24 protein-coding genes and 1 riboswitch are annotated in these 25,214 nt (G+C 72.4%); of the genes, 6 read left to right on the plus strand and 18 right to left on the minus strand.

The features are described from left to right. Nucleotides 1–19 precede the first annotated feature (19 nt). Nucleotides 20–787, minus strand: a complete 768-nt coding sequence (locus tag ABZ956_RS10325) for a lysophospholipid acyltransferase family protein (RefSeq protein ID WP_361890493.1) — start codon at nucleotides 785–787, stop codon at nucleotides 20–22. Between the two features lie 137 nt (nucleotides 788–924). Between ABZ956_RS10325 and ABZ956_RS10330 the strand changes: the two genes are divergently transcribed. Both ABZ956_RS10330 and ABZ956_RS10335 read left to right on the plus strand, forming a co-directional pair. After that, nucleotides 925–1,722 (plus strand): alpha/beta fold hydrolase, encoded by a 798-nt coding sequence (locus tag ABZ956_RS10330; protein ID WP_361889903.1) that lies wholly within the window; start codon nucleotides 925–927, stop codon nucleotides 1,720–1,722. After that, on the plus strand, nucleotides 1,715–2,368 hold the full coding sequence (locus ABZ956_RS10335; protein ID WP_361889906.1) for a hypothetical protein: 654 nt from the start codon (nucleotides 1,715–1,717) through the stop codon (nucleotides 2,366–2,368). Before ABZ956_RS10330 ends, ABZ956_RS10335 begins: the two co-directional genes overlap by 8 nt. A 12-nt stretch (nucleotides 2,369–2,380) precedes the next feature. On the opposite strand, the gene ABZ956_RS10340 is transcribed toward ABZ956_RS10335, so the two are convergent. The 6 genes from ABZ956_RS10340 to ABZ956_RS10365 form a co-directional block, all read right to left on the minus strand. Continuing rightward, nucleotides 2,381–3,130: an endonuclease/exonuclease/phosphatase family protein gene (locus ABZ956_RS10340; protein ID WP_361889909.1), complete on the minus strand. Its 750-nt coding sequence runs from the start codon at nucleotides 3,128–3,130 to the stop codon at nucleotides 2,381–2,383. Between the two features lie 76 nt (nucleotides 3,131–3,206). Next, nucleotides 3,207–4,148, minus strand: coding sequence for an ROK family glucokinase (locus ABZ956_RS10345; protein WP_361889912.1), 942 nt, complete (start codon nucleotides 4,146–4,148; stop codon nucleotides 3,207–3,209). Nucleotides 4,149–4,235: 87 nt separating this feature from the next. After that, on the minus strand, nucleotides 4,236–4,715 hold the full coding sequence (locus tag ABZ956_RS10350; protein WP_361889914.1) for a DUF5304 domain-containing protein: 480 nt from the start codon (nucleotides 4,713–4,715) through the stop codon (nucleotides 4,236–4,238). Between the two features lie 57 nt (nucleotides 4,716–4,772). Then, nucleotides 4,773–6,050 (minus strand): ArsA-related P-loop ATPase, encoded by a 1,278-nt coding sequence (locus ABZ956_RS10355; RefSeq protein ID WP_361889917.1) that lies wholly within the window; start codon nucleotides 6,048–6,050, stop codon nucleotides 4,773–4,775. Between the two features lie 47 nt (nucleotides 6,051–6,097). After that, nucleotides 6,098–6,547: an SRPBCC family protein gene (locus tag ABZ956_RS10360; RefSeq protein ID WP_361889919.1), complete on the minus strand. Its 450-nt coding sequence runs from the start codon at nucleotides 6,545–6,547 to the stop codon at nucleotides 6,098–6,100. A gap of 71 nt (nucleotides 6,548–6,618) precedes the next feature. Next, nucleotides 6,619–7,380: a metallophosphoesterase gene (locus tag ABZ956_RS10365; protein ID WP_361889922.1), complete on the minus strand. Its 762-nt coding sequence runs from the start codon at nucleotides 7,378–7,380 to the stop codon at nucleotides 6,619–6,621. Nucleotides 7,381–7,647: 267 nt separating this feature from the next. On the opposite strand from ABZ956_RS10365, the gene ABZ956_RS10370 reads away from it, so the two are divergent. Continuing rightward, the gene (locus tag ABZ956_RS10370; RefSeq protein ID WP_361889925.1) at nucleotides 7,648–9,444 is read left to right on the plus strand and encodes an AMP-dependent synthetase/ligase; all 1,797 of its coding nucleotides are present in this window, start codon (nucleotides 7,648–7,650) and stop codon (nucleotides 9,442–9,444) included. 61 nt (nucleotides 9,445–9,505) lie between these two features. Here the strand turns inward: ABZ956_RS10370 and ABZ956_RS10375 are convergent, their stop codons facing one another. Continuing rightward, nucleotides 9,506–10,648 (minus strand): glycosyltransferase family 4 protein, encoded by a 1,143-nt coding sequence (locus ABZ956_RS10375; RefSeq protein WP_361889928.1) that lies wholly within the window; start codon nucleotides 10,646–10,648, stop codon nucleotides 9,506–9,508. Nucleotides 10,649–10,800: 152 nt separating this feature from the next. Here ABZ956_RS10375 and ABZ956_RS10380 point away from each other — a divergent pair, with 152 nt between their 5' ends. Beyond that, complete coding sequence (locus ABZ956_RS10380; RefSeq protein WP_361889931.1) at nucleotides 10,801–12,045, plus strand: glycosyltransferase 87 family protein; 1,245 nt, start codon at nucleotides 10,801–10,803, stop codon at nucleotides 12,043–12,045. On the opposite strand, the gene ABZ956_RS10385 is transcribed toward ABZ956_RS10380, so the two are convergent. From ABZ956_RS10385 to ABZ956_RS10405, 5 genes are all read right to left on the minus strand, one after another. Beyond that, a complete protein-coding gene (locus ABZ956_RS10385) occupies nucleotides 12,035–13,291 on the minus strand; it encodes a hypothetical protein (RefSeq protein ID WP_361889934.1) in 1,257 nt (418 codons plus the stop codon). The two genes, ABZ956_RS10380 and ABZ956_RS10385, sit on opposite strands and share 11 nt — an antisense overlap. Nucleotides 13,292–13,339: 48 nt before the next feature. Then, entirely contained in the window at nucleotides 13,340–14,398 is a 1,059-nt protein-coding gene (locus ABZ956_RS10390) for an NlpC/P60 family protein (RefSeq protein WP_361889938.1), read from the minus strand. Between the two features lie 274 nt (nucleotides 14,399–14,672). Continuing rightward, entirely contained in the window at nucleotides 14,673–15,752 is a 1,080-nt protein-coding gene (locus ABZ956_RS10395) for an NlpC/P60 family protein (RefSeq protein ID WP_361889941.1), read from the minus strand. 173 nt (nucleotides 15,753–15,925) lie between these two features. Beyond that, nucleotides 15,926–17,299: an NYN domain-containing protein gene (locus ABZ956_RS10400; RefSeq protein ID WP_361889944.1), complete on the minus strand. Its 1,374-nt coding sequence runs from the start codon at nucleotides 17,297–17,299 to the stop codon at nucleotides 15,926–15,928. Nucleotides 17,300–17,318: 19 nt separating this feature from the next. After that, nucleotides 17,319–17,558, minus strand: coding sequence for a hypothetical protein (locus ABZ956_RS10405; protein ID WP_361889947.1), 240 nt, complete (start codon nucleotides 17,556–17,558; stop codon nucleotides 17,319–17,321). A 157-nt stretch (nucleotides 17,559–17,715) separates the two neighbouring features. Here ABZ956_RS10405 and ABZ956_RS10410 point away from each other — a divergent pair, with 157 nt between their 5' ends. Together ABZ956_RS10410 and ABZ956_RS10415 are read left to right on the plus strand one after the other, a co-directional pair. Further along, on the plus strand, nucleotides 17,716–18,435 hold the full coding sequence (locus ABZ956_RS10410) for a rhomboid family intramembrane serine protease (RefSeq protein WP_361889950.1): 720 nt from the start codon (nucleotides 17,716–17,718) through the stop codon (nucleotides 18,433–18,435). Further along, nucleotides 18,432–18,713: an Lrp/AsnC ligand binding domain-containing protein gene (locus ABZ956_RS10415; RefSeq protein ID WP_071964901.1), complete on the plus strand. Its 282-nt coding sequence runs from the start codon at nucleotides 18,432–18,434 to the stop codon at nucleotides 18,711–18,713. Before ABZ956_RS10410 ends, ABZ956_RS10415 begins: the two co-directional genes overlap by 4 nt. Nucleotides 18,714–18,735: 22 nt before the next feature. Here the strand turns inward: ABZ956_RS10415 and ABZ956_RS10420 are convergent, their stop codons facing one another. From ABZ956_RS10420 to ABZ956_RS10440, 5 genes are all read right to left on the minus strand, one after another. After that, nucleotides 18,736–20,094 (minus strand): aminotransferase class V-fold PLP-dependent enzyme, encoded by a 1,359-nt coding sequence (locus ABZ956_RS10420; RefSeq protein WP_361889953.1) that lies wholly within the window; start codon nucleotides 20,092–20,094, stop codon nucleotides 18,736–18,738. A 161-nt stretch (nucleotides 20,095–20,255) separates the two neighbouring features. After that, a riboswitch (SAM riboswitch) is annotated at nucleotides 20,256–20,372 on the minus strand. 61 nt (nucleotides 20,373–20,433) lie between these two features. Then, the gene (gene trpD / locus ABZ956_RS10425) at nucleotides 20,434–21,498 is read right to left on the minus strand and encodes an anthranilate phosphoribosyltransferase (RefSeq protein ID WP_361889956.1); all 1,065 of its coding nucleotides are present in this window, start codon (nucleotides 21,496–21,498) and stop codon (nucleotides 20,434–20,436) included. A 152-nt stretch (nucleotides 21,499–21,650) separates the two neighbouring features. Continuing rightward, a complete protein-coding gene (locus ABZ956_RS10430; protein ID WP_361889959.1) occupies nucleotides 21,651–23,297 on the minus strand; it encodes a cytochrome bc complex cytochrome b subunit in 1,647 nt (548 codons plus the stop codon). Next, nucleotides 23,294–24,349 (minus strand): Rieske 2Fe-2S domain-containing protein, encoded by a 1,056-nt coding sequence (locus ABZ956_RS10435; protein ID WP_361889962.1) that lies wholly within the window; start codon nucleotides 24,347–24,349, stop codon nucleotides 23,294–23,296. The genes ABZ956_RS10430 and ABZ956_RS10435 overlap by 4 nt, the downstream gene beginning before the upstream one ends. After that, a complete protein-coding gene (locus tag ABZ956_RS10440) occupies nucleotides 24,346–25,155 on the minus strand; it encodes a c-type cytochrome (RefSeq protein WP_361889965.1) in 810 nt (269 codons plus the stop codon). The genes ABZ956_RS10435 and ABZ956_RS10440 overlap by 4 nt, the downstream gene beginning before the upstream one ends. Nucleotides 25,156–25,214 lie beyond the last annotated feature (59 nt).

The raw sequence follows: 25,214 nt of genomic DNA on the forward strand, positions 1-25,214 counted from the left end.
ACCCCCCAAGCCGGGCGACCTACGCCCCGGGCTTGCGATCCGCCTTCTGCTCCGTCTTGCCGGCCTTGTCGAGTCCGGCGGCCTTGGCCGCCTTCTCCTCCTCGGCCTTCTGCTTCGCCTCCTCCGCGATCTGCCGCTTGGCGGCCGTCGCGTAGATGTCGACGTACTCCTGGCCGGAGAGCTTCATGATCTCGTACATGACCTCGTCGGTCACCGAGCGGAGGATGAAGCGGTCGCCGTCCATGCCGTGGTAGCGGCTGAAGTCCAGCGGCTTTCCGATCCGGATGCCCGGCCGGATCATCTTCGGCAGGACCTTCCCCGGCGGCTGCACCTTCTCCGTGTCGATCATGGCTACCGGGATCACGGGGGCTCCGGTGGCCAGCGCCACCCGGGCCAGCCCGCCGGGCTTGCCGCGGTAGAGGCGGCCGTCCGGGGAACGGGTCCCCTCGGGGTAGATACCGAAGAGCTCACCGCGCTCCAGCACCTCGATGCCGCTCTTGATCGCGGCCTCGCCGGCACCGCGCGCGCCCGAGCGGTCGACCGGGAGCTGGCCGACGCCCTTGAAGAAGGCGGCCGTCAGCTTCCCCTTGACCCCGGGGGAGGTGAAGTATTCCTGCTTCGCGATGAAGGTGACCTTGCGGTCGAGGACCGCGGGCAGGAAGAAGGAGTCCGAGAAGGACAGGTGGTTGCTCGCCAGGATCGCGGGCCCCTCGGCCGGGATGTTCTCCAGACCCTCCACCCACGGCCGGAAGGCAAGCTTCAGCGACCCGCCGATGGACAGCTTCATTGCGCCGTAGAACAACCGAGAACCTCCTGTAGTGACGAGGAGACCTTAACCTGCCTACCCGCCGTGCGGCGCTCCGCGTAGGCTGAGGGCCAGACCCTCTCTTTCCTGTTGTCCCGCTCCCTTGATCGGAGATTCCGGTGCCGCTCCTCCCCGGAGCCGAGCCGTTCCGCCATGACGGCGGAGAGGTCGGCGTCCTCGTGTGTCACGGCTTCACCGGTTCCCCGCAGTCCGTCCGCCCCTGGGCCGATTATCTCGCGGAACGGGGGCTGAGCGTCTCCCTGCCGCTGCTGCCGGGGCACGGCACGCACTGGCAGGACATGGCGATCACCGGCTGGCAGGACTGGTACGCCGAGGTCGACCGCGAGCTGTGGTCGCTGCGCGAACGGTGCTCGCGGGTCTTCGTGTGCGGTCTGTCGATGGGCGGCGCCCTGACGCTGCGGCTGGCCGCCCGGCACGGCGACGCGGTCTCCGGGATCGTCCTGGTCAACCCCGCCAACAAGATGCACGGCCTGGCCGCCCGGGCGCTTCCGGTGGTGCGCCATCTGGTCCGTACGACCAAGGGCATCGCCAGCGACATCGCCAAGCCCGGCATGACGGAGACCGGCTACGACCGGGTGCCGCTGCACGCCGCGCACTCCTTCCGGCGCTTCCTGCGGATGCTCGATGGCGAACTGCCTCAGGTGACCCAGCCGTTGCTGCTCATGCACAGCCCCGAGGACCATGTGGTGCCCCCGGCCGACTCGGCGCGCATCCTGGCCCGGGTCTCGTCCCGGGACGTCACCGAGCGGCTGCTGGAGCGCAGCTATCACGTGGCGACGCTGGACCACGACGCCCAGTGGATCTTCGAGGAGACGTACGGGTTCATCCGCCGTCTCTCCGCCGGCACGGGCGAGGAGAGCACCGCCGACCAGCAGGGGACGGCCTCCCGTGGCTGAGCACGACGCGGACCGCGACCGCGACGAGAGCCGCGACCCGCTGGACGAGGACCGGGCGTGGGCCGAACTGGTCGCCGCCTACGGCGAGCAGCCGGACCCCGACAAGGGCCGCTGGCCCGCCTCCGGCGACATAGCGGACACCCCCCGGTCACCGGCCGGGGCGGAGGGCCCCGACGCCCCCGAGCCCTCCCCGAAGTCCGCCGGCGCCCCTGAGCCCGGGACCGGGCCCGCCGGGGAAACCCCCGAGGAGCCGGACGCCGCCTCCTCCCCTCCCTCTGAGCCCGCCACTCCCTCTAAGCCCGCGCGGCCGGGCAGCTTCATCGTCTACGCGCCGGGCGTCGGCCCGCGCGACTGGAGCGCCTCCGAGGACGCCGACGAGGAGGACGCCCCGGACGAGGGCCACTTCGTACCGCCGGAGCCGCCGCCACTGCCGACCGGCGACGTCACCTCGCGCTTCGCGTGGATCGCGGTGCTCGGTGGGCCGCTGCTGCTGCTCGTCATGGTGCTGCTGCGCCAGGAGCTGACGTGGTGGGTCACCACGCTGGGGGTGGGCGGGTTCCTGGGCGGCTTCGCGACGCTGGTGCTCCGGATGAAGGACGGCGACGACGAGGAAGACGACGACCCGGGACGCGGCGCGGTGGTGTAGGCGCAGCCCCGGTCAGGCAGCCGGCACCCGCACCGCCGCCAGCACCGGCAAGTGGTCCGAGGCCGCCCTGAGGTCCGCTTCGGCGACCCCCGGCAGTCCCATGGGCACCCCGCAACCCAGCACCTCGACGCCCTTGGTCGCGAAGACCGCGTCGATGCGCTGCTCGGGGTCGCCCAGGCGCGTCGTGTGCTCACGGCCCCACGGCCGGGTGGCCCAGCCGTCCTGCAGCGCGCCCGCCAGCAGACCGAACGTCCGCCCGTCGGGCCGGTCGTTGAGGTCGCCGGCCGCCACGGCGTGCGGAGCGTCCAGGGCGGCCAGCCGGTCCAGGAGCAGGTGCCCCTGTGCGTACCGCTCGCCGTCGCGGATGCTCAGGTGGCAGCTGAGGACGCCGAGGCGGGCCCGGCCGAAGCGCAGCACGGCCGTCGCGAAGCCGCGCTGGTGCAGCCCCGGGGTACGGGGCAGCAGGACGTCCTCCGCGCGCTCGACGTGGGCGCGGAGCGAGGTGAGGATCATCGGCCCGGAGGCGGTGGCGCCGCCCGTGGTGTAGACCAGGTCCGTCGCGCGGGCCAGGCGGGCCGCCGCCTTGCGCCAGCGGAAGAAGCGCGGCGCCTCCTGGACGCACAGGACGTCGGGCGCGCAGGCCCGGACGACCCGGGCCAGGGCGGCGGTGTCGTCGCGCATGGAGCGGATGTTGTAGCTCAGCACGCGGACGACGGCACAGCCGTCGGAGTCCGTCCGGGATGCGGGGAGATCGTGCAACACGGGCTGTCCCTTTCCGCCGTGGGGGCGCTGGGAGACGGTGGAGTCCGACGGCTGTCCGCCGGGGCGGACCGCGGGGTTACCCCTGACGCGCCAGGTCGGCCGCGCCGACCAGGCCGGCCTTGCCGCCCAGCTGCGCCGCGAGCACCTGGGCGTGGGGGCGCCACTGGCCGCCGACCAGCCAGCGGCGGAAGGACTTGCGGATCGGGTCCAGGACCAGGTCGCCCTCGTCCGAGACGCCGCCGCCGACGATGAACGCCGAGGGGTCGAAGAGCGAGGCGAGGTCGGCCAGGCCGGCGCCGGCCCAGCGGGCCAGCTCGCGGAAGGAGTCGATCGCCACCGGGTCGCCCTGGCGGGCGGCGTCGCTGATGTGCTTGCCCTCGATGCCCTCGGGGGTGCCGTCGCCCAGGCCCAGCAGGATCTCGGCGTTCTCCGGGGTGGCCTGGGCGCGCTGCCTGGCGTAGCGCACCAGGGCGCGGCCGGAGGCGTACTGCTCCCAGCAGCCCTGGCTGCCGCAGCCGCACAGCAGGCCGTCGGGGACGACGCGGATGTGGCCGAACTCCGCGGCGACGCCGAAGCGGCCGCGGCGCAGCTTGTTGCCGATGATGATGCCGCCGCCGAGGCCGGTGCCGAGGGTGATGCAGATGACGTCGTCGTGGCCCTGGCCGGCGCCGAAGCGGTACTCGCCCCAGGCGGCGGCGTTGGCGTCGTTCTCGACGACGACCGGGAGGCCGACGCGCTGCTCGACCTTGTCCTTGAGCGCCTCGTGCCGCCAGTTGATGTTCGGGGCGAACAGGACGGTGGCGCGCTTGTCGTCCACGTAGCCGGCGGCGCCGATGCCGACGGCCTCGACCTCGAAGCCCTCGCTGACCGTGCGCACCGCGTCCGCGATCGCGTCGATGACCCCCTCAGGAGTCCCCGGGGTCGGCACCTTGCACGTCGCGAGGATCGAGCCCTCTTCGTCGACCACGCCGGCCGCGATCTTCGTGCCGCCGATGTCGACGCCGATGGTGAGTCCCATGTGTCCCTCAGTTTTTCGCTCGAACCCCGCCGCGACCCACCGTACCGGAGCGTGGGGGCAGCCCCGTGCCGTTCCGGCTACGGGGGGTCAGTCGAGGTCGATGCGCTCGCTTCCGCCGTTGTCACCCTCGCCCTTCTCGCCCTTCTCGCCCTTGCGGGGCTCGCGGGGCTCGTGCGGCGGCTCCTCGCGCGTCCAGCGTGCCTCCTGGCCGTGGACGGCGGCGCGGTAGGCGGCCATCAGCTCGGAGCCGGCGGTGGCCAGGTGGTCGAAGACCTCGGGGTTGCGGTCGATGACCGGTTCCACGGCGGCCTTCGCCTGGGCGATGAGCTGCTGGACGGCGCCCTGCGCGGCCGCGCCCGCCAGCGGCAGCTGGAAGGCGGAGACCTTGTCGGCGACGGCGTCGACGAGCTTGCGCAGCTCCTCGGCGGCGCTGCCCGGCTCGCCGCCCTGGCCGGACGTGCCGCGGCGGCGGGCGTTCTCGGCGGCGAGGTCCTCGGCGCAGGCCCGTTCCCAGGCGTCGGGGTCGGGCGCCTGGCCGGGGCCGGGGCGCTCGGTGGGATCGGTCATGACGGGCTCCTGCGGGCTGGATTTTCCTTCGACGTTACCTGAACGGCGCAGTGCCGTTCAGGTAGTCCTTGGCCACAGGTCGGGGTCGGGTATGAAGCGCACGCTGAGCGCCCCGTCGCGCAGCCCGGCGCCGGAGACGGTGCAGCGGCGCAGCGCGGACGGCAGGGGCAGGACGCGGCGGAACGGGCCGACTCCGACGATCAGTTCGTCGCCGCGGCGGACGAGGCCGAGGCCGTCGCGGTCGGCGCCGGGCAGCGGCAGCCGCCAGACGAGCATGCCGTCGGTGGCCAGGCGGTCCTCGACGGTCCAGGGCTCGGCGGGCACCTGCTCCTCATGGGCCCCACTGGTCTCGTGAACCTCACGGCCCTCGTGAACCTCACGGTCCTCGCGGGGCAGCGTGGCGTGTGCGGCCAGCTCGCCGAGGTCGGCCGGGCCGCGCGGGGAGCGGCCCAGGTGGGGCACGTCGCGCACGGTGACGCCGTCGGCGAGGAACTCCTCGCACAGCGCCCGGTGGGCGGTGCGCTGCTCGTCGGCGAGGCCGGCGAGCCAGGGGTCGGCGGAGTCGTGGGGCAGCAGCCGGTTCGCCACGAGCGAATCGATACGGCAGCCCTGCAGGGCGAGGCCGGCGCGTGCGGTGCGCAGCGCCCCGGCGGCGAGCACGCCGGGTTCGGCGACCAGGCGCACGGTCGTGCCGGGCGCCTCTATCACCTCCTGCACGGCGGCGAGCTCCTGCTGCCAGCGCTCCACGGTGTCGTAGAGGAGCTGGGCGGGCATGGGGACGCGGGCCAGCTGGGCCAGCATCGGGCGCAGGGCGCGGGCCGCCTGGCGTTCGGGGGGCAGCAGGCGGCGCAGGTAGCGGCGCAGCTGTTCGGGGAGGGCGAGCAGCCGCACGGTCTCGTGCGCGGGGGGCATGTCGACGACGAGCAGGTCCCAGCGCCCGTCGGCGTGGGCGGCGCGCAGTGCGGCGAGGATCGCCAGTGGTTCGGCGCCGGGGAGTTCGGTGAGCTCCTCGGGGTCCAGGGGGGTGGCGCCGAGGAGGTCGAGGAGGGAGGTGCCGCGGTCCTGGAGGTCACGGGCGAGGGCGCCGAAGTGCTCGCCGGCGGCGACGCGGGCGGCCCACAGGCCGGGGGCCGCCTCGACGGGCGGCGCCCAGGGGGCGCCGTCGTCGGTGCCCCGCGTGGGCAGGGCGGCGGCGAGCACCGTGTCGGGGGCGTGGCCGCGGTCGCAGGTGAGCAGCAGGACACGGCGCCCGGCGCGGGTGGCGGCGAGCGCCGTGGCCGCGGCCACGGTGGTGCGGCCCGCGCCGCCGGGACCGGTGACGAGGACCGTACGCAAGGTGGAGCCTCCGGCAGTGGTTCAGTGCATCGGCGGGGGTGTCGGGCTCAGGACCCGGCACCCTCCTCGACGCGCTTCTTGAGCCCCGACAGGGCGCGGTCGATGATGACCTTCTCCGCCTTGCGCTTGATCATCCCGAGCATCGGGATCTTCACGTCGACGGTGAGCTGGTAGGTGACCTCGGTGTGCTTGCCGCCGGCGACGGGCCGCAGGCTGTAGGAGCCGTCGAGCTGGCGCAGCATCGCCGACTTGTCCAGGGACCACTGGACGACGTCCGCCTCGGGCCAGCTGTAGTTGAGGGTGTGGTCGTCCTTGATGGCGCCCGCGTCGAGCACCAGGCGCACCTTCTTGGCGCGGCCCTGCTCGTCCTTCTCCAGCACTTCGGCCTGCTTGACCTCTCCCGTCCACTCCGGGTAACGGTCGAAGTCGGCGATCACCGACATCACCTGGGCCGGCGTCGCCTCGATCGTGATGCTCGAGCTGGTGTGTTCCGCCATCTGCGTGGCTCCTCCGTACCGGTGCGCGGCCTCTTCATGGTCTGCCGGTGAAGGCTACCTCCCGCTGCGCGTCACCACTCCAGCACCCAGGGTGTGGCCGTGGAGGCGAAGTGGCCGACGTTGACGCACTCGGTGGCGCCGATGCGCATCCGGCGGGCGAGCGGCTGGTGGACGTGGCCGAAGAGGGCGTACTTGGGCCGGGTGGCGCGGATGGTCTCCAGCAGGGCGGAGCTGCCGCGTTCGAAGCGGCGGGCGACGGTGTCGTAGCAGAGCTCCGGCACGTCGGGCGGGATGTGCGAGCACAGGACGTCGACCTCGCCGAGGGCGGCGAGCTTGGCGGCGTAGGTCTCGTCGTCGATCTCGTAGGGGGTGCGCATGGGCGAGCGCAGGCCGCCGCCGACGAAGCCGAAGACGAGGCCGCCGATCTCGGCGCGCTCGCCGTCGAGGACGGTGGTGCCCGGGCGGGCGTACTCGGGCCACAGCGGTGGGATGTCGACGTTGCCGTAGGTGGCGTAGGTGGGGGTGGGGAAGGCGGCGAAGAGCTCGGCGTACTGCTTGCGGACGGCGGCCTCGACGGCGGCGGTGCGGTCGATGCCGTCCCACAGGGCGCGGGAGAGCGCCCGGGCCTCCTCGAAGCGGCGGGCGGTGCGCAGCTCGACGATGCGGTCGGCGGCCTCGACGCCGAACAGCTCGGGGAAGATGCCGCGCGAGTGGTCGGCGTAGTCGAGGAAGAGGACGAGGTCGCCGAGGCAGACCAGGGCGTCGGCGCCGTCCCCCGCCCGCGCCAGACCCTCGGCGTTGCCGTGTACGTCGCTGACCACGTGGACTCGCATACGGATCACCCTAGGTGCTGCCTCGGGGCCTCCGGAAGGGCCCCGACCTGCGGTTACTTCCGAGTCACCTAGCCGGGAGGCTAGGGTGCGGTGAGCAGTCCGGTGGCATGTGACGCATAGAACATCTGGGCGCGACCCTCTATTCGAAAAGTGGTACTGGTGGGTAACGTCCGGGCAGTCCACTCCCCCCGCCTGATCTTGGACCGCAGCCGACGCAGCGCCCCCCGAAGACGCGGCGGCGCCGGCGCCCGACGAGGAGCAGCAGTCTTGCGCGAGTTCAGCCTTCCGGCCCTGTACGAGGTCCCCGCCGACGGAAACCTGACGGATCTCATCCGCCGGAACGCCGCACTCCACCCCGACGTCGCCGTCATAGGGCGCAAGGTCGACGGCCGCTGGGAGGACGTCACCGCCGCCGGCTTCCTGGCGGAGGTGCGGGCCGCGGCCAAGGGGCTGATGGCCGCCGGCATCGCACCGGGCGACCGCGTCGGCCTGCTGTCGCGGACCCGCTACGAGTGGGCGCTGCTGGACTTCGCCATCTGGAGCGCCGGCGGCGTCACCGTGCCGATCTACGAGACCAGCTCGCCCGAGCAGATCCAGTGGATCCTCGGCGACTCCGGCGCCGTCGCCTGTGTGGTGGAGACCCCGGCGCACGAGGCCGCCGTGGAGTCCGTGCGCGACCGGCTCCCGGAGCTGGCGAACATCTGGCAGATCGACCGCGGCGCCGTGGAGCGGCTGCGGGCGGCGGGCGAGCCGCTGAGCGACGAGGCGGTGGACGAGCGCAGCGCCCTGGCCGTCGCCGACTCCCCCGCGACCATCGTCTACACCTCGGGCACCACCGGCCGCCCCAAGGGCTGTGTGCTCACCCACCGGGCCTTCTTCGCCGAGTGCGGCAACGCGGTCGAGCGGCTCAAGCCGCTGTTCGACACGGGCGACTCCTCGGTGCTGCTGTTCCTGCCCGCGGCCCACGTCTTCGGCCGGCTGGTGGAGGTCGCGGCGGTGCTGGCTCCCATCCGGCTGGGCCTGGTCAGCGACATCCGCAACCTCACGGACGACCTGCAGGGCTTCCGCCCGACGCTGGTCCTGGGCGTACCGCGCGTCTTCGAGAAGGTCTACAACGGCGCCCGGGCCAAGGCGCAGGCCGACGGCAAGGGCAAGATCTTCGACAAGGCGGCCGAGACGGCCATCGCCTACAGCCGCGCCCTGGACACGGCCTCGGGCCCGTCCTTCGGCCTGCGGCTCAAGCACAAGCTCTTCGACAAGCTGGTCTACAGCAAGCTGCGGGCGGTGCTCGGCGGCCGCGCCACGCACGCCATCTCCGGCGGCGCCCCGCTGGGCGAGCGGCTGGGCCACTTCTACCGCGGCATCGGCTTCACGGTCCTGGAGGGCTACGGCCTGACCGAGTCCTGCGCGGCGACCGCCTTCAACCCCTGGGACCGGCCGCGGATCGGCACGGTCGGCCAGCCGCTGCCCGGCTCGGTGGTGCGCATCGCCGACGACGGCGAGGTGCTGCTGCACGGCGAGCACCTGTTCACCGGCTACTGGAACAACGAGGCGGCCACCGCCGAGGCCCTGTCGGACGGCTGGTTCCACACCGGCGACCTGGGCACGCTCGACGAGGACGGCTACCTGAGCATCACCGGTCGCAAGAAGGAGATCATCGTCACGGCCGGCGGCAAGAACGTCGCCCCCGCCGTGATCGAGGACCGCGTCCGCGCCCACGCGCTGGTCGCCGAGTGCATGGTCGTCGGCGACGGCCGGCCGTTCATCGGCGCGCTGATCACCCTGGACGAGGACTTCCTGCCGCGCTGGCTGGAGCAGAACGGCAAGACCGCGGGCCTGACGGCCGCCGAACTCGCCGACGACGCCGACCTCCTGGCGGCCGTGCAGAAGGCCGTCGACGACGGCAACGCCGCCGTCTCCAAGGCCGAGTCGGTCCGCAAGTTCCGTGTGCTGCCCACGCAGTTCACCGAGGCGTCCGGCCATGTGACCCCGTCGCTGAAGCTCAAGCGGAACGTCGTCGCGAAGGACTTCGCCGACGAGATCGAGGCCATCTACCACGGCTGACGCCATGGACGAGAACCACAGGTAAGGGGCTCGCGCCTTGGCGCGAGCCCCTTACACGTCTCTACAGCAGGTGCTTCAGCCGCTCGGCCAGCAGGTCCCATCGCCACCGCTCCTCGACCCACTCCCGGCCGCGCTCGCCCATGCGGCGCCGCAGCTCCGGGTCCTTCAGCAGCGTCACGACGCGGTCGGCGGCCTCGTCGGCCGAGCCGCCCCGCACCACGTAGCCGGTCTCGCCCTCCAGCACCGCGTCCGGCGCACCGCCGGAGTCGCCGGCGACCACCGGCAGCCCCGTCGCGGACGCCTCCAGATAGACGATGCCGAGCCCTTCGACGTCCAGCCCGCCCCGGCGCGTACGGCAGGGCATCGCGAAGACGTCGCCCGCGCCGAAGTGGGCCGGCAGCTCCTCCCAGGGGACGGGGCCGGTGAAGCGGACCGCGTGCGCCACACCGGTGTTCTCGGCGAGCCTGCGCAGATCGTCCGCGTAGGGCCCGCCGCCGACTATGAGCAGCACCGCGTCGGGGACGGCCGCCAGGATCCGTGGCATGGCCTCGATGAGGGTGTCCTGGCCCTTGCGCGGCACGAGCCGCGAGACGCACACCACGACCGGCCGGTCGGCCAGCCCCAGCCGGGCGCGGACCTCCGCGCCCCCCGAGCCGGGGTGGAAGGTCTTCTCGTTCACTCCCGGCGGCAGTTGCACCATGCGCGCCGCCGCCTCGTCCGTCAACGCGGCGGCGATCCGCGACCGCGTGTACTCACCCAGATAGGTGATTGTGTCGGTGCCCTCGCCGATGCGCCGCAGCAGCTGCCGCGCGGCGGGCAGCTGCGCCCATCCCGCCTCGTGCCCATGGGTGGTGGCGACCAGCCGGCGGGCGCCGGCCCGGCGCAGCGCCGGGGCCATCAGCCCCAGCGGCGCGGCCGCCCCGAACCACACCGAGGTGCAGCCGTGCTCCCGCAGCAACGAGGCCGCGCGCCGGGTGACCCGGGGGGTGGGCAGCAGCATGGTCGTACGGTCACGGACGACGGGAAAGGGCTGCTCGGCATCGAACCGGGCGGTGGCCTCGGCGCCCTCACGGCCGCGCTTCCAGGTGGAGGCGTAGACGACGATGCTCGCCGGGTCCAGGCGCAGGGCCATGTTGTGCAGGAAGGCCTGGATGCCGCCGGGACGGGGCGGGAAGTCGTTGGTGACGATCAGGGTCTTGTGCATCGCCGCCGACAGTACCGGGTGGGACCTGAGGTCAGCCGCGCCGCGTCCCGTCACGTCGTCGCGCGCGGGCCCCAGGACCGGCATCATTCCCTTCAGTGACGGCAGGCGGACGCTGTGTGGTGGCGCGGCGGCCCGAAGGGACGAGGTGAGTGATGGTGGCGGGCACTGGTCTGCGGCTCTCGATCGTGGCGTGGGCCGTTACCCGGGCCGCTTTGATGATGTGCGTGTTCCGGGTGTGGGACATGCCCGGCTCGGACGTCTCCGTCGACATCGAGGTGATCTACCAGGGCTGGTACGGGGTGCTGCGCACCGGCATCTTCCCTTACGACGACGTCACCTGGCAGTACCCGCCGGCCGCCGCGCTGGCCGTGCTCGCGCCCGGGCTGCTGCCGTTCCTCGACTACGCCCCGGCGTTCTTCGCGCTGTGCCTGCTGGCCGACGCGGCGGTCATGGGGATGCTGCTGTACGCCGTGCGCGACGCCCGGCGCGGCCCGGCCGGGGTGTGGGTCTGGGTGGCTGGGGTGCCGCTGCTGGGGCCCATCGTCTACGCCCGCTACGACGTCATGGTCACCGCCGTCGCGGTGGCGGCCCTGCTGGCGTCCGCGCGCCGGATGCGCCTGTCGGGCGCGCTCATGGGCTTCGGGGCGCTGCTGAAGGTCTGGCCGGTCCTGCTGCTCATCGGCACCCCGCGCGGCCCGCGCACCCGCTCCACCTGGGGTGCGGCACTGGTCACCGCGCTGCTGCTGGCGATGTTCTTCACCGCCGCGATGCCGGGGGCGCTGGCGTTCCTGACCTTCCAGCGCGACCGGGGCACCGAGGTCGAGTCCCTGGGGTCGCTGGTCTTCCACCTGGCACGGCACTTCGGCTGGCACGGCAAGGCGCGGCTGAACTACGGCTCGGTGGAGTTCCTCGGCCGCCACGTCCACGCGGTGAGCGCCATAGCGCTGGGGCTGAGCGTGCTGGCCTTCCTCTGGCTGCTGCTGTGGCGGCTGCGGGCGCGCCGGTTCACGCCGACCACGCCCTACGACGCGGCGTTCGCGGCGGTGCTGCTGTTCACCACCACCAGCCGGGTGATCAGCCCGCAGTACATGGTGTGGCTGATCGGCCTGGCGGCGGTGTGCGTGGTGATGCGTACGCCCCGGCAGGGCCTGCCGGTCGTGCTGGTACTGCTGGCCGCGCCGCTGACCCAGCTCGAGTTCCCCATCTGGTTCTCGCACGTCGTGGCCAGCGACAAGCTGGGCGTCGCCACGCTGACGCTGCGCAACGCGCTGCTGGTGGCGGCGACGCTGATCTCGTGCACCCGGCTGTGGCGGGAGACGGTCTCCAAGGCGCCGGAGACCGGCGGCGAGCCGGACCCGCCGACCGAACCCCGCGAGTCCGCCCTGGTCAGCCGGTAGAGCCGGCGAGGCCGCCCGCCACGTAGGAGCGCCAGCGCTCGGTGAAGTCGTCCTGGCCCAGCCCCAGTACCTCGCGCAGCGCCGCCTCGAGCGCGCCCTCGCGGCTGTGGTGGCCGCCCACCGCCCGGTAGAAGGCGACGAGCTTCTCCTCGCCCCACTGCTCGGCGATCATGCGGCAGGCCAGCCAGCCCTCCTCGTAGGCGCGGGCCAGCCGGCCGGCCTCGCCCGCGAACCCGAAGTCGGCGTCCTCCGGCAGGTGCCGCGGCAGCCGTCCGGCGGAGACGGCGACGGCCAGCTCGGGGGCGGCCTGCCGGGCGGTGCGGCCGGTGCCGCGGTAGGCGGCCCAGTCGGCGAAGCCCTCGGAGAGCCACAGCGGGGTGGCGGGCGAGGTCAGGGCGCGGGTGGCGACATGGGCGGTCTCGTGGGTGAGCACGATCCGGCGGCCGAAGTCGCCGAGGACGCCGTAGGCCTCGGGGTTGACGATGATCCGGTCGGCGGGGGCCGCCCCGGCGCCGCCGACCTCGCCGGTGGTCACCGCCGCGATGCCGCGGTAGTTGGACGCGGGGGCGCCCAGCAGCGCCGCCATCCGCTCCAGCGAGGCGGGCATCTCGACCACCACCCGCTCCGCCCACTTCCCCGGCCACGCGGCGTCCACGGCCGGCACCGCCCGGTCGGCGAGGTCCGCCAGCGCCCGCAGCCGCGACCGGTCCTGGCCTACCCCGAGGACCAGGCTGTGCGCGCCGCGCACGGCCGTGACCTCGCCCTGCTCCCACAGCTGCCCGCCGCCGCCCGGGCCCTCCTGGCCGGCCACGTACCACCGGTCGGCGCGGCGCACCACGGTCAGCCGCAGCGAGGCGGTGACGGGCGCGGTGTCGTACCCGTCGAGGCGGTAGCGCAGTTCGGCCTCGACGGCGACGCGGCGGCCGTCGCCGGGGGCGGGGGTGAAGCCGCCGGTGCGCACCAGGCGGTACTCCCAGGAGGCGAGCGGCACGGCCGCGAGGTTGGCGAACGCCCGGCGGCGCTCGGCACGGTAGCCGTCGGCGGCCGGGTCGACGGCCGCGAGGTAGGCGCCCTCGTCCCGGGACCGTACGGCGGCGCTCCACCGGTCGAGCAGCTGCTGCACGGAGGTGTCGGCCCGTTCGGGGCGGCCGTCGCCGGAGCCGCAGCCGGCCAGGCTCTGGAGCGCCAGCACCACCACGACCAGGCAGCACCATGCCCGCCGTCCACCGCGCCCGCTGCCCGTCACGCCCGCATCGTACGAGCCGGACGGGCCCGCACAGGGGTCAGGGCACGCTCATGGCCGGGTGACGGAGGAAATCGGCATCATGTTGGCCGGGTCGTAGCGGACGCGCGCGCCGGGGTAAGGGGCGTGCACGACCTGTCCATTGCCGACGTACATGCCCACGTGGCTGGCGTCGTCCCGGTAGATGACCAGGTCGCCGGGGCGGGCCTCGGACAGCGAGATGTGGCGGCCGGCGTTGCGCTGCGCCTGGGAGGTGCGCGGCAGGCCCACCCCGGCCCGCCCGTAGGCCCACTGCATCAGCCCGGAGCAGTCGAAGGCGCCCGGCCCGGTCGCGCCCCAGGCGTAGGGGGAGCCCACCGCCGAGCGGGCCGCCAGGGCCGCGGCGGCGCCCCGGCCGGAGAGACCGGTCAGCTCCGGCAGGGAGCTGTGGAGGGGGCCGGCCGCGCGCTCCCCGGAGCGGGAGGAGCGGGTGAGGTCCGCCCGGTCCGACTCCGGCAGGGAGTTCAGCAGCCGGCGGGCGGCGGCGAGCTTGCCCTCGACCTCGTGCTTGTGGCGTTCGACGGCCGCCCGGCTGGCCTCCAGCTCGGCGAGGGTGCGGGCGGCCTCGTGCCGCTCCTGACGCAGCGTGCGCTGCGCGGCGAGCAGGGCCTCCAGCTGGTCCGCCTGGCGGCCCGTGACGCGGTCGAGGGTGGCGGCCTTGTCGAGGTAGCCGTCGGGGTCGGAGGACAGCAGCAGCTCGATGGCGGGGTCCACGGCGCCGTTGCGGTACTGGGCGGTGGCGATCATGCCGAGGGCGCTACGCATCCGGTTGACCTGCTCCTGACCGCGCGCGACCCGGTCGGCGGCCTGTTCCACGCGCTCGCGCAGGGCGTCGGCGCGCTCGCCGGCCGCGTTGTACTTCTCGGTGGCCCGTTCGGCCTGCTCGTAGAGCTGGTCGAGCTGTGCTTTCACCGTCCCCGGGGCCTTGGAGTCGTCGGCGGTGTCACCGGGGCGTGCGCTCGCCGGTGCCGCCGAGAGGGCGGCCGCGGCGGTGGCCACGGCGGCGGACAGAACGGTGACCCGGACGCTCTGGGTGAGACCGGACTGCGAAGGACGGCGATGGGACGCCACTGGGTGCCGCACTCCCTTCCACTGTGTGCGGACCCTGCCGCCCGGTTGACGGGCGGTCGACGGCCGGGCACCGCGCGCCAGACAGTAGCGGCGCGCTCACCCCCGGTTCAAAGACCTTGCGGGCGGTGAAAACTGACGCCCCGCCGGAGACGCAGGTCACCGGCGGGGCGTGGAGTCAGTTGCCGTAGCGGGGATTCGCCCGAACGGGCGGTGCGGCGCGGCGGGGGGTTTGGGCCAAGGGGGTACCCCCTGCCGTTCGGGCCGTGGGCGGGGATCAGCCGACGCGGACGCCGAACTGGAAGGGCATGTTGCTCATCGGCTCGTACCGCACGTTGGTGCCGGACCTGGGCGCGTGCAGCACCTGGCCGTTGCCCGCGTACAGGCCCACGTGGTGCAGGTCGCCGTAGAAGATCACCAGGTCGCCGGGCTTGAGGGAGCCCTGGTCGTAGATGCGGGTGCCGGCGTTGGCCTGGTCCTGCGAGATGCGCGGCAGGGTGACGCCCGCCTGCGCGTACGCCCAGGAGGTGAGCCCGGAGCAGTCGAAGGAGTTGGGGCCGGTCGCGCCCCAGACGTAGGGCGAGCCGATCTTGCTCTGCGCGGCGCTGAGGGCGCTGCCGGCGCGCTGCGAGGTGGGGAGCGCCTTGCCCAGGTCCGGGCGGCTCTCGGAGCGGCCGGCGCGGGAGCCGTCCGTACCGCCCTTGGCCCCGCCCTTGTCGGCCTGGCCCGCGGCATCGCTCTCACCGAGGACCTCGGCGCGCTCCTTGGCGGTGAGGGTGTTGAGCAGGTCGCGGGCCTCGGCGAGCTTGCCCTGGACCTCGCTCTTGCGTTCCCCCAGCGCCTTGCGGGTGGACTCCAGGTCGGCGAGCTTGCCGGTGGCCTCGGCGCGCTCCTGGCGCAGCGTGCGCTGCTTGGCGGCTATCTGCTGGAGGGTGTCGGCCTGCTTGGCGCTCAGCTGGTTGAGGGTGGACGCCTTCTCGAGGTAGGAGTCCGGGTCGGAGGAGAGCAGCAGCTGCAGGGTCGGGTCGATGGATCCGCTGCGGTACTGGGCGGTGGCCATCGAGCCGAGGCCGTCGCGGAGCTTGTTGAGCTCCTCCTGGCCGCGGGCGACCTTGTCCTGGAGCTCGCCGACCTGCTTCTCGAGCTTCTCCTGCTTCTCCTTGGCCCCGTTGTACTTCTCGGTGGCCTGCTCCGCCTCTTCGTGAAGCTTGTCGACCTTCGTCTTGACGTCCGTCTTGGAAGGCTGGGGGTCGGCGCTCGCGGACTGCGCGGAGAGGGCGACGGCCGCGGCGGCGGTCGCGGTCAGCACGGTCACCCGAGTGCGACTCGGCTGCTTGGGACGACGGTGGGAGGCCACGGAGCGAGCCCCTCCTCTTCCTCGAACAGAAAATCACGGCACGGAGGTTCGAGGCCCGACCCTAGTGAGCGGAATGTGATCCATTCAAATTCTCGTGCGAAAAATCCGCACCGGTAGTCCAACCTTTACCAAGGTGGCACCACAGGTCACGCGGACTTAAGCGGACGTATCGCTCATGTACGAGCAAGTCGCTTGAGCAGCAACGCCGATGCGACCGGCCGTGCCCCCGCCTTGGCGACCCCGTCCGCGACCTCACGGTCGGTGGAGACCACCACCACCGGCCGGCCCGGCGGTTCGGCGCGCACCAGCTGGCGGATCAGCTCGTCCGCCGTCACCCCGGGCTTGCTGAACAGCACCCGCACCCCGCGCGGCGGCGCCAGCAGCACCGGCGCCGCGAGCTCGGCGCCGTCGAAGACACAGGTCACCTCGGCACCGGTCTGCGCGGCCAGCATCGCCAGCCCGCCCAGCAGCCGCAGCCGCTGCTTGTCCAGCGGCATCGTCGGATAGCCGGTCTTGGTGACGTTGTAGCCGTCGACCACCAGATGCGCCTGAGGCAGTGCCAGCAGCTGGTCCAGCAACGCCGGATCGGTCTCCGACAGGGCCCGGGTGGCGATGTCCTTGGGCGTCATCGTGCCCGGCTGGACGGCCTCGACGGTGTCCGCCGGGTGCACGGAGGCGGGCGGCAGGGCCAGCTCGCGCCGCAGCCCCTGCGCCGCGTCCAGCACCGTGTCCAGCAGCAGCCGCAGCCGCATGTCCTCCACGCTGCGGCCCTCGCGGGCCGCCCGGCGGCTCGCCTCCAGGCCGGCCTCGGCCTCCGCCAGCCGCGCCTTGACGCGCCGGGTCTCGGCCAGGGCCGCCGCCTTCTCGGCCGCGGCCTCCGAGCGTGCCGACTCCAGCTCCGTCTGCGCCTTGCGCAGCGCCGCCTCGCCGCGCCGCACATCGCTGACGGCGCTGCGCAGCTTGCGCTGCTGCGTCTCGACCTCCCTGCGCGCCGTCTCCAGCTCGGCCCGCACGCGCTCGGTCTCCGCCCGCGCCTCGGCCCGCGCCGCCGCCAGCTCCTCGCGCAGCCGGCGCAGTTCGCGCTGGGCCTCCTCGCCGGCCCGCTCGGCGCTGGCCCGCTGGGCCTCCTCGCCGGCCGCGGTGACCAGCTTGACCCAGCCCGGCGGGCGCAGCACGAAGGCCATGGCCGCCACGTCCTCGGGGTCGGCGGCGGCCGGCGGCGAACCGGCGTCGAGCGCCTCCACCAGCTCCGAGCCGCTCTCGCGCAGCCGCGCGCAGATGCGCTGGCGGAAGACGGCGTCGCTCTCCACGGCCGCCGCCATGGCGTTCCCGGCGAACTTGGCCCGCCGGGTGGGGGTGAAGCGGGCGTACTGCCGCAGCTGGGGCGGGAGTTCGGTGACCGTCAGCCCGCCGAACGCCTCCGCGACGAGCCCGATGACGCGCCGCCTGATCCCCTCGGGCAGGGGACGGTCGAGCACCTCGGTGACGCCGTCGTCGGCCTCGCCGGCATCACCGGCCGCCGCCACGCCGTCCGTGTGCTCCACCACCGTTCATCGCTCCCGTTCTTCAGGCACTCGCGCCCGGCCGGTCGACCAGCTCGATCTGGTCGACCACGTTGCACCAACGGCACCGCACGGACTCGATCGTCTCACTGACGACCTCACGCTCCTCCACCTTGGGCTCCCCCGCGAGATCGAGGTGCACATAGTCGACGGCCTTGGTCGTACGCGTGACGTCGAACCGGGTGAGATTGCCGCACAGCGTGCAGCGCCACCGGGTGTCGGCTGTCGGCCGGGGAACGCCCATCGTGTCGTCCGTCCTCGCTCGCGGTCTGCATACGGTCGGTGAAGTGCTTTTCGTAACCCTACGGCCTGGTGGTCGCCGAGCGCGGTGGCACGGGCCCGAGGGGGCGGACCGGCGAGGCACTCTGTGCTGGTTACGCCCGGTACGACATGATCTGGCCATGATCAGAACGGCATGGCGCCCGGTCGGGGGCGACACCCCCTGGGTGACCTGGACGCTCCTGGGCGGCTGCTGCGCGGCCTTCCTCGCCGGCCCCGCGTCGGGCATGAACGCCTCCTACGGCACCGGCCCCGGGCTGCTGTCCGCCCAGACCGCCTACTTCGAGCACTGGGGCGTCGTACCGCGCGAGCTGTGGCACGGCCCCCTGCTGGGTCTGTGCACCCCGCTCACGGCGCTCTTCGTCCACGGCAACTGGCTGCATCTGCTCGGCAACATGCTCTTCCTCTACGTCTTCGGCGCCATGACCGAGGCACGCATGGGCCGCTCCGCCTTCGCCTGCTGCTACCTCCTCACCGGCTACCTGGCCCTGCTCGGCTACGCGGTCGTGCACGCCCAGTCCGGCCGCACACTCGTCGGAGCGTCCGGCGCCATCTCCGGCGTGCTGGGAGCGTTCCTCTATCTCTTCCCCAGGGCGCGCGTCACCAGCCTCTTCCCCTTCCTCTTCTTCCTGCCGCTGCGCTTCCCCGCCTGGGCCGTACTGCTGTTCTGGTTCGTTCTGCAGTGGCTCGCCACGGGGACGGAGGCCGGCCGGCCAGGGGTCGCCTATCTGGCCCATGTCCTGGGCTTTTCGCTCGGCTTCGGCTTCGCCTGGGTCCATCGGACGGCTGCGGCTAGAGTGAAGGGCGCAGCCAGGTCCACCGAAGGAGACAAGCCGACGTGATCACTTCGATCGTGCTCATCAAGACCGACGTGGACCGGATCCCCGAGATCGCCGAGAAGATCGCCGCGCTGGAGGGCGTCAGCGAGGTCTACTCCGTCACCGGAGCGCACGACCTGATCGCGATGGTGCGGGTGGCCCGGCACGACGACCTCGCGGACGTGATCCCGGGCCGGATCAGCAAGGTGCCCGGCGTGGCCTCGACCGAGACGCACATCGCCTTCCGCACCTACTCGCAGCACGACCTGGAAGCGGCCTTCGCCATCGGCCTGGACAACTGACCCCACCGGTGGGGCGCGCAGGTCAGGCCGAGGTGTCGGGCACGCAGCGGCCGCCCTCGGTGCGGTAGATCCACCGCGCGCCGTTGGCCACCAGCTCCCCCACGGCCCGTACGAACCGCTCGACGTGCTCGTCGGGGGTGCCGGCGCCGAAGCTGACCCGGATGGCGTTGAGCGACTGCCCCTCGTCGGGGGCGCCGCACTCCCCCGGCGCGTCCGGCTCGCCGCCCAGCAGGGTCCGTACCAGCGGGTGGGCGCAGAACAGCCCGTCGCGGACCCCGATGCCGTACTCGGCCGACAGCGCGGCCGCGAAGTGCGAGCTGTTCCAGCCGTCCACGACGAAGGAGATGACGCCCACGCGCGGGGCGTCCTCGCCGAACAGCGACAGCACCCGCACCCCGGGCACCGCGGCCAGGCCCGCCCGCACCCGGTCCACGAGGTGCCGTTCGCGCGCCACGAGCCGGTCGAAGCCGGCCTCGGTCAGCGCCCTGCAGGCGGCGGCCACCGCGTAGGCGCCGATGACGTTGGGCGAGCCCGCCTCGTGCCGGGCGGCGCTGTCGTGCCACTCCACGTCCACGCCGCCGTCCGCCCGGCGGGCCACCGCGCGGCTCGCGCCGCCGCCCGCCAGATACGGCTCGGCGCCCCGCAGCCAGTCGGCGCGCCCGGCCAGGACGCCGGAGCCGAACGGCGCGTACAGCTTGTGGCCGGAGAAGGCGACCCAGTCGACGTCCAACCCGGCGATGTCCACGGGGTGGTGGGGGGCCAGTTGCGCGGCGTCCAGCACGATGCGCGCGCCGTGCGCGTGGGCGGCGGCCGCCAGCTCCCGCACGGGCCACAGCTCGCCCGTCACGTTGGAGGCCCCGGTCACACACACCAGGGCGGGCCCGTAGGGGTCGCGGTCGGCCAGCGCCCGCTCCAGCGTCCGCACGGCCTGGCCCGGGCTGCGCGGCGCGTCCAGGTAGGTGACCCGCGCGCCGCGCCAGGGCAGCAGGGCGGCGTGGTGCTCGGTCTCGAAGACGAACACCCGGCAACCGGCGGGCAGTACGGCCGCCAGCAGGTTGAGCGAGTCGGTGGTGGAGCGGGTGAAGACGACCTGGTCGCCCTCGCGGCAGCCGAGGAAGTCGGCGACGGCCGCCCGGCTGTTCTCGAACAGGTCGGTGGACAGCTGCGAGAGGTACCCGGCGCCCCGGTGCACGCTGCCGTAGTAGGGCGCGTACGCGGCGACGTCGTCCCACACCCGTTGCAGGGCGGGCGCGCTGGCCGCGTAGTCGAGCGCCGCGTACGTCACCTCGCCCCCGGTGACGAGCGGCACGCGGACGTCGGCGCCGAGGACGGGCAGCGGGGCGCAGAGCGAGGGATCGACGGCGAGGGTGACGACGGACATGGCGAAACTCCCGTAAGAGGCAGGCGAATTCCACCGCGCGGCCATGACGAGGGCGGGCGCGGGAAGGGAAGAAGGGTGCGCGGAAGAGGGGCTCTTCGAGCCCTAGCGCATTCGCTGAATCACGGAAAGATCTCCCTCGACAACCAGGACCCCTGGTGAGGGATCCGCGCTTGCCGCAGACCTCACTGCCTGCGGCCTGGTCATCACCCGGGGCACCCCGCCACGGAAGGAGGGTTGCCGGACAGCAAGCCGGGGCCGTATCGCTGTCGCTCGTGACCTGGCCAGGAGTATGGCACACACGGATCGCCCCGCGGAACCGTCGTCCCGCGGGGCGAGACGTCAGGCGTTGCTGGCCGCCACCCACCGCTCCAGCGCCCGCCGCGCCGACCCGGAGTCGATCGCCTGGGCGGCCCGCTCCATCGCGGCCCGGATCTGCTCGGCGAGCGGGGCGTCCGTCGGCTCCAACGCCACCAGCGCGGCGGCCGAGTTCAGCAGCACCGCGTCACGCACCGGGCCCTTCTCGCCGGCCAGCAGGCGCCGCGCCACGTCCGCGTTGTACGAGGCGTCGGCGCCCCGCAGCGCCTCCACCGGCACCAGCTCGATGCCCACGTCCCGCGGGTCGAAGCGCTCCTCGCGCACCGCGCCGTCCCGCACGATCCACACCCGCGAGGTCGCCGTGGTGGTCAGCTCGTCCAGCCCGTCGTCGCCGCGGAAGACCAGCGCCGAGGAGCCGCGCTCGGCCAGCACGCCGGCCAGGATCGGCGCCATCCGGGCGTCGGCCACGCCGGTGGCCTGGGCGCGCACCCGGGCGGGGTTGGTCAGCGGGCCCAGCACGTTGAAGGTCGTACGGATGCCCAGCTCGCGGCGGGCGGCCGCCACGTGCCGCAGCGCGGGGTGGAACTTCACGGCGAAGCAGAAGGTGATGCCCGCCTCCTGCGCCACCTCCACCACCCGGCGCGGGGTGAGGTCCAGATTGACCCCGAGCTTCTCCAGCACGTCGGAGGCGCCGCTGGCGGAGGACGCCGCGCGGTTGCCGTGCTTGACGACCTTGGCGCCGGTGCCGGCGACGACGATCGAGGACATGGTGGAGATGTTGACGGTCTTGGCGCCGTCGCCACCGGTGCCCACGATGTCCACGCTGGGGCCGGGCACCTCGATCAGATTGGCGTGCGCGTACATCGCGCGCACCAGGCCGGAGATCTCGGCGACCGTCTCCCCCTTGGCCCGCAGGGCCACCACGAAGCCCGCGATCTGGGCGTTCGTCGCCTCGCCGCGCATGATCCGGTCCATGGCCCAGGCGGTGTCGTCCGAGCTGAGATCGGTGCCGGCGAGCAGGGCGTCCAGTACGCGGGGCCAGGAGAGGGCCACCGAGCGCTCGCCGCCTGCCGGGGTCGCAACGTTCATGGTCCACACTCCTGGTGGTCTCTCGTGTCCACAGGGCCAGGTGGAGGCCCGGGTCCAGCCTATCGACGACCGGGGACAGCGAAGAGCCCCGTCCATGCGATGGACGGGGCTCTCGCTGTGGCGATCAGTTCACTGTGATCAGCAGGCGGGGATCAGTGGTGGCCGTGGCCGCTGGTGATCTCCTGGTACTCCTCCACGGTGGGCTTGGGGATGTGCGTCCCCTCGCCGTAGAAGCCCTTCGAGAGCTTGACCCGCAGCTTCTGCTTCGCGCCGACCTTGCGGGCGACGCCGTTCTCGTCCACCTCGGGCTCGAGCTCGAGCGGCCTGGGCTGCTCGTGCGCGGTGAGGGTGTGCATCTGCTCCTGCGACAGCGGCTCGTGGACCTCCACGAACTCACCGTGCGGCAGGCGCTTGATGATGCCGGACTCGCGGCCGTGCAGCACCTTCTCCTTGTCGCGACGCTGCAGACCCATGCAGATCCGGCGCGTGACGACGAAGGCGATGACCGGGCCGACGAAGAACGCGATCCGGACGAACCAGGTGATGGCGTTGATCGACAGGTTGAAGTGGGTGGCCCACAGGTCGTTTCCACCACCGACCAGCAGCACCATGTACCAGGTCAGCCAGGCCACACCGAACGCGGTGCGGGTCGGGGCGTTGCGCGGGCGGTCCAGCAGGTGGTGCTCACGCTTGTCGCCGGTGACCCAGGCCTCGATGAACGGGTAGACCGCGATGGCCGCGAGGACCAGCGGGAAGATCATCAGCGGGATGAACACACCCAGGACGAGCGTGTGACCCGCGAAGTTGATCTCCCAGCCCGGCATCACGCGGATGAGGCCCTCGGAGAAGCCCATGTACCAGTCGGGCTGCGCACCGGTGGACACCTGGTCCGGGCGGTACGGGCCCATGGCCCAGATCGGGTTGATCGTCGCGATGGCGGCGATGGCCGCGATCACACCGAAGACCAGGAAGAAGAAGCCTCCGGCCTTGGCCATGTAGACCGGCAGCAGCGGCATGCCGACCACGTTCTTGTTCGTCCGGCCGGGGCCGGGGAACTGCGTGTGCTTGTGGTAGAAGACCAGGATCAGGTGCGCCACCAGCAGGCCGAGCATGATGCCCGGCAGCAGCAGGACGTGGATCGAGAAGAACCGCGGCACGAAGTCCGAGCCGGGGAACTCGCCGCCGAAGAGGAACATCGAGACGTACGTGCCGACGATCGGCACGGACAGGATCGCGCCCTCCATGAAGCGGACACCGGTGCCCGAGAGCAGGTCGTCCGGCAGGGAGTAACCGGTGAAACCGGTGAACATGCCGAGGACCAGCAGCAGGAAGCCGAAGAGCCAGTTGACCTCACGCGGCTTGCGGAACGCGCCGGTGAAGAACACGCGCATCATGTGCACGAGCATGGCCGCGACGAAGATCAGCGCCGCCCAGTGGTGGATCTGCCGGATGAGCAGACCACCGCGGATGTCGAAGCTGATGTCGAGCGTCGACTTGAACGCCTCGGACATCCGCATGCCCTGCATGGGGACGTACGAGCCGTGGTAGACGACCTCGTTCATGCTGGGGTGGAAGAACAGCGTCAGATACACACCCGTGAGGATGATGATGATGAAGCTGTAGAGGCAGACCTCGCCCAGCATGAAGGACCAGTGGTCCGGGAAGATCTTCCGCATGTTGGCCTTGGCCAGGCTGTAGATACCCAGCCGGCCGTCGGCCCAGTCGGCGACCCGCTCGCCGGCGGGCGCGTTGCGGCGACCCTGCGCGTCAGCGCCTGTCGAATGCGTGTTGTTGCTCATCCGCGCTCCCAGTAGGCAGGACCGACGGGCTCGGCGAAGTCGCCCATGGCCTCAAGGTAGCCCTTGTCATTGACCTTGATCCGCAGCTGCGGAAGGGCGTGGCCGGCCGGGCCGAAGATCACTCGCCCGCCGTCGGCGAGGTCGAAGGTGGACTGGTGGCACGGGCACAGCACGTGGTGCGTCTGCTGCTCGTAGAGGCTGATCGGGCAGCCGACGTGGGTGCAGATCTTGGAGAACGCGACGATGCCGTCGGCCGACCAGTCGAGCTCGCGCTTGTCCTTGATGTTCTCCGGGCGGAGCCGGACGATCATCAGGGCGGCCTTGGCGATCTCCTTCTGGAAGTCGTGGTCCTCCTCCTTCATGCCCTCGGGCATGGCGAAGGTGAGGGAGCCGACCTGGATGTCCTCGGGACGCAGCGGCTGCAGCGTGTTCTGGTTGATGAGCATCTTGCCCTCGGACCAGGCGGTCTTGCGGAGCTTGGTGCCCGGCAGCGGACCGAGGTCACGCAGCAGCACCACGCCGGAGAGCGGCACCAGGGCCAGCGCGCCGAACATGGTGTTGCGGATCAGCTTGCGACGGCCGAAGCCCGACTCCTCGGCACCCAGCTTGAAGTCGGCCATGACCTTGGCCTTGACCTCGGGAGCCGCCTCGATCGGGTGCCGCTCGTCGGCGACCTCGACGTCGGACATCAGGGTGCGGGCCCAGTGGACCGCGCCCGCGCCGATGCAGAACAGCGCCACGCCGAGGGTGAGCCCCAGCGAGAAGTTCAGCGCGCTGATGTGACCGATCGGGAAGACGTAGATGTTCTTGTCGACCGGCAGGGTCACGTAGGCGGCGATGAAGCCGATCGTGGCCAGCATCGACAGGGTGAACAGGAACGCGACCACGCGCTCGGAGCGCCTGGCGGCCTTCTCGTCGATGTCCTGGATGCGCGGCTCGTGCGGCGGCAGCCCCGGGTCCGCGAACGGGTCGGCGGCGGTGGCTACGGCACCTTCGTGCGCGTGGCCCTGCGTGCTCGGCAGGGTCTCTTCTGGAATGTCTTGGCTACTCATGACTTCTTGGCCTTAGCGGTGTGGGCCGCGACCCAGATGGCGACTGCGATCAGCGCACCCAGACCGAAGATCCACGCGAACAGACCCTCACTGACCGGGCCGAGGCCGCCCAGTTCGAGGCCGCCCGGGCTCTTGGTCTTGTCGCTGTTGACCGTGTCGAGGTACGCGATGATGTCCTTCTTGTTCTTCTCCGACATCGTGGTGTCGGGGAAGGAAGGCATGTTCTGCGGGCCGGTCTGCATGGCCTCGTAGATGTGCTTCGGGTCGACGCCCTCGAGCGTCGGGGCGTACTTGCCGTTGGAGAGCGCACCGCCCTTGCCCGTGAAGTTGTGGCACTGGGCGCAGTTCGTGCGGAACAGCTCGCCACCCTTGGCGATGTCGGCACCTTCGGGGCTGTACTGGTTCTTCGTCGGGACCGAGGGGCCCGCGCCGAGGGAGGCGATGTACGCCGCGAGCTGGTCGATCTCGGCCTGCGTGTAGATGGCCTTCTTGCGGGGCGCCTGGGCGCCCTGCTGCTGCAGCGGCATACGGCCGGTGGCGACCTGGAAGTCGACGGCGGCGGAACCCACGCCGACCAGGCTCGGCCCGTCGGTGGTGCCCTGACCGCCGGTGCCGTGGCAGCTTGCGCAGCCCACGGAGTAGAGCTTCTTGCCCTCCTCGATGGCGAGGGACTGGGCGGTGTCATCGGCCTTGGCCGTGTCCGCCGGCGCGAACGCGGCGTACAGCCCCCCAGTTACCGCCAGCGCGAAGAGTAGGACGACGACCGCCGCCAGCGGATGGCGTCGTCGTGCGGAGAGCTTTTTCACGGATTACCCCGGTGTCAGGATCTTCTGCGTCGATGTCGGACTGTTGGTCCGGTGCGGGA

Origin of the sequence: Streptomyces sp. NPDC046261 (genome assembly GCF_040646235.1) — a bacterium.
GTDB lineage: Bacteria > Actinomycetota > Actinomycetes > Streptomycetales > Streptomycetaceae > Streptomyces.

What these genes read in the sequence shown, in the direction of transcription:
- ABZ956_RS10365 (WP_361889922.1), bottom strand. Translation starts at nt 7,380, where the DNA reads ATGCGAGTCCACGTGGTCAGCGACGTACACGGCAACGCCGAGGGTCTG.
- trpD (WP_361889956.1), bottom strand. Translation starts at nt 21,498, where the DNA reads ATGAACGTTGCGACCCCGGCAGGCGGCGAGCGCTCGGTGGCCCTCTCC.
- ABZ956_RS10430 (WP_361889959.1), bottom strand. Translation starts at nt 23,297, where the DNA reads ATGAGCAACAACACGCATTCGACAGGCGCTGACGCGCAGGGTCGCCGC.
- ABZ956_RS10410 (WP_361889950.1), top strand. Translation starts at nt 17,716, where the DNA reads ATGATCAGAACGGCATGGCGCCCGGTCGGGGGCGACACCCCCTGGGTG.
- ABZ956_RS10360 (WP_361889919.1), bottom strand. Translation starts at nt 6,547, where the DNA reads ATGGCGGAACACACCAGCTCGAGCATCACGATCGAGGCGACGCCGGCC.
- ABZ956_RS10420 (WP_361889953.1), bottom strand. Translation starts at nt 20,094, where the DNA reads ATGTCCGTCGTCACCCTCGCCGTCGATCCCTCGCTCTGCGCCCCGCTG.
- ABZ956_RS10435 (WP_361889962.1), bottom strand. Translation starts at nt 24,349, where the DNA reads ATGAGTAGCCAAGACATTCCAGAAGAGACCCTGCCGAGCACGCAGGGC.
- ABZ956_RS10375 (WP_361889928.1), bottom strand. Translation starts at nt 10,648, where the DNA reads ATGCACAAGACCCTGATCGTCACCAACGACTTCCCGCCCCGTCCCGGC.
- ABZ956_RS10345 (WP_361889912.1), bottom strand. Translation starts at nt 4,148, where the DNA reads ATGGGACTCACCATCGGCGTCGACATCGGCGGCACGAAGATCGCGGCC.
- ABZ956_RS10325 (WP_361890493.1), bottom strand. Translation starts at nt 787, where the DNA reads ATGAAGCTGTCCATCGGCGGGTCGCTGAAGCTTGCCTTCCGGCCGTGG.
- ABZ956_RS10405 (WP_361889947.1), bottom strand. Translation starts at nt 17,558, where the DNA reads ATGGGCGTTCCCCGGCCGACAGCCGACACCCGGTGGCGCTGCACGCTG.
- ABZ956_RS10350 (WP_361889914.1), bottom strand. Translation starts at nt 4,715, where the DNA reads ATGACCGATCCCACCGAGCGCCCCGGCCCCGGCCAGGCGCCCGACCCC.
- ABZ956_RS10380 (WP_361889931.1), top strand. Translation starts at nt 10,801, where the DNA reads ATGGTGGCGGGCACTGGTCTGCGGCTCTCGATCGTGGCGTGGGCCGTT.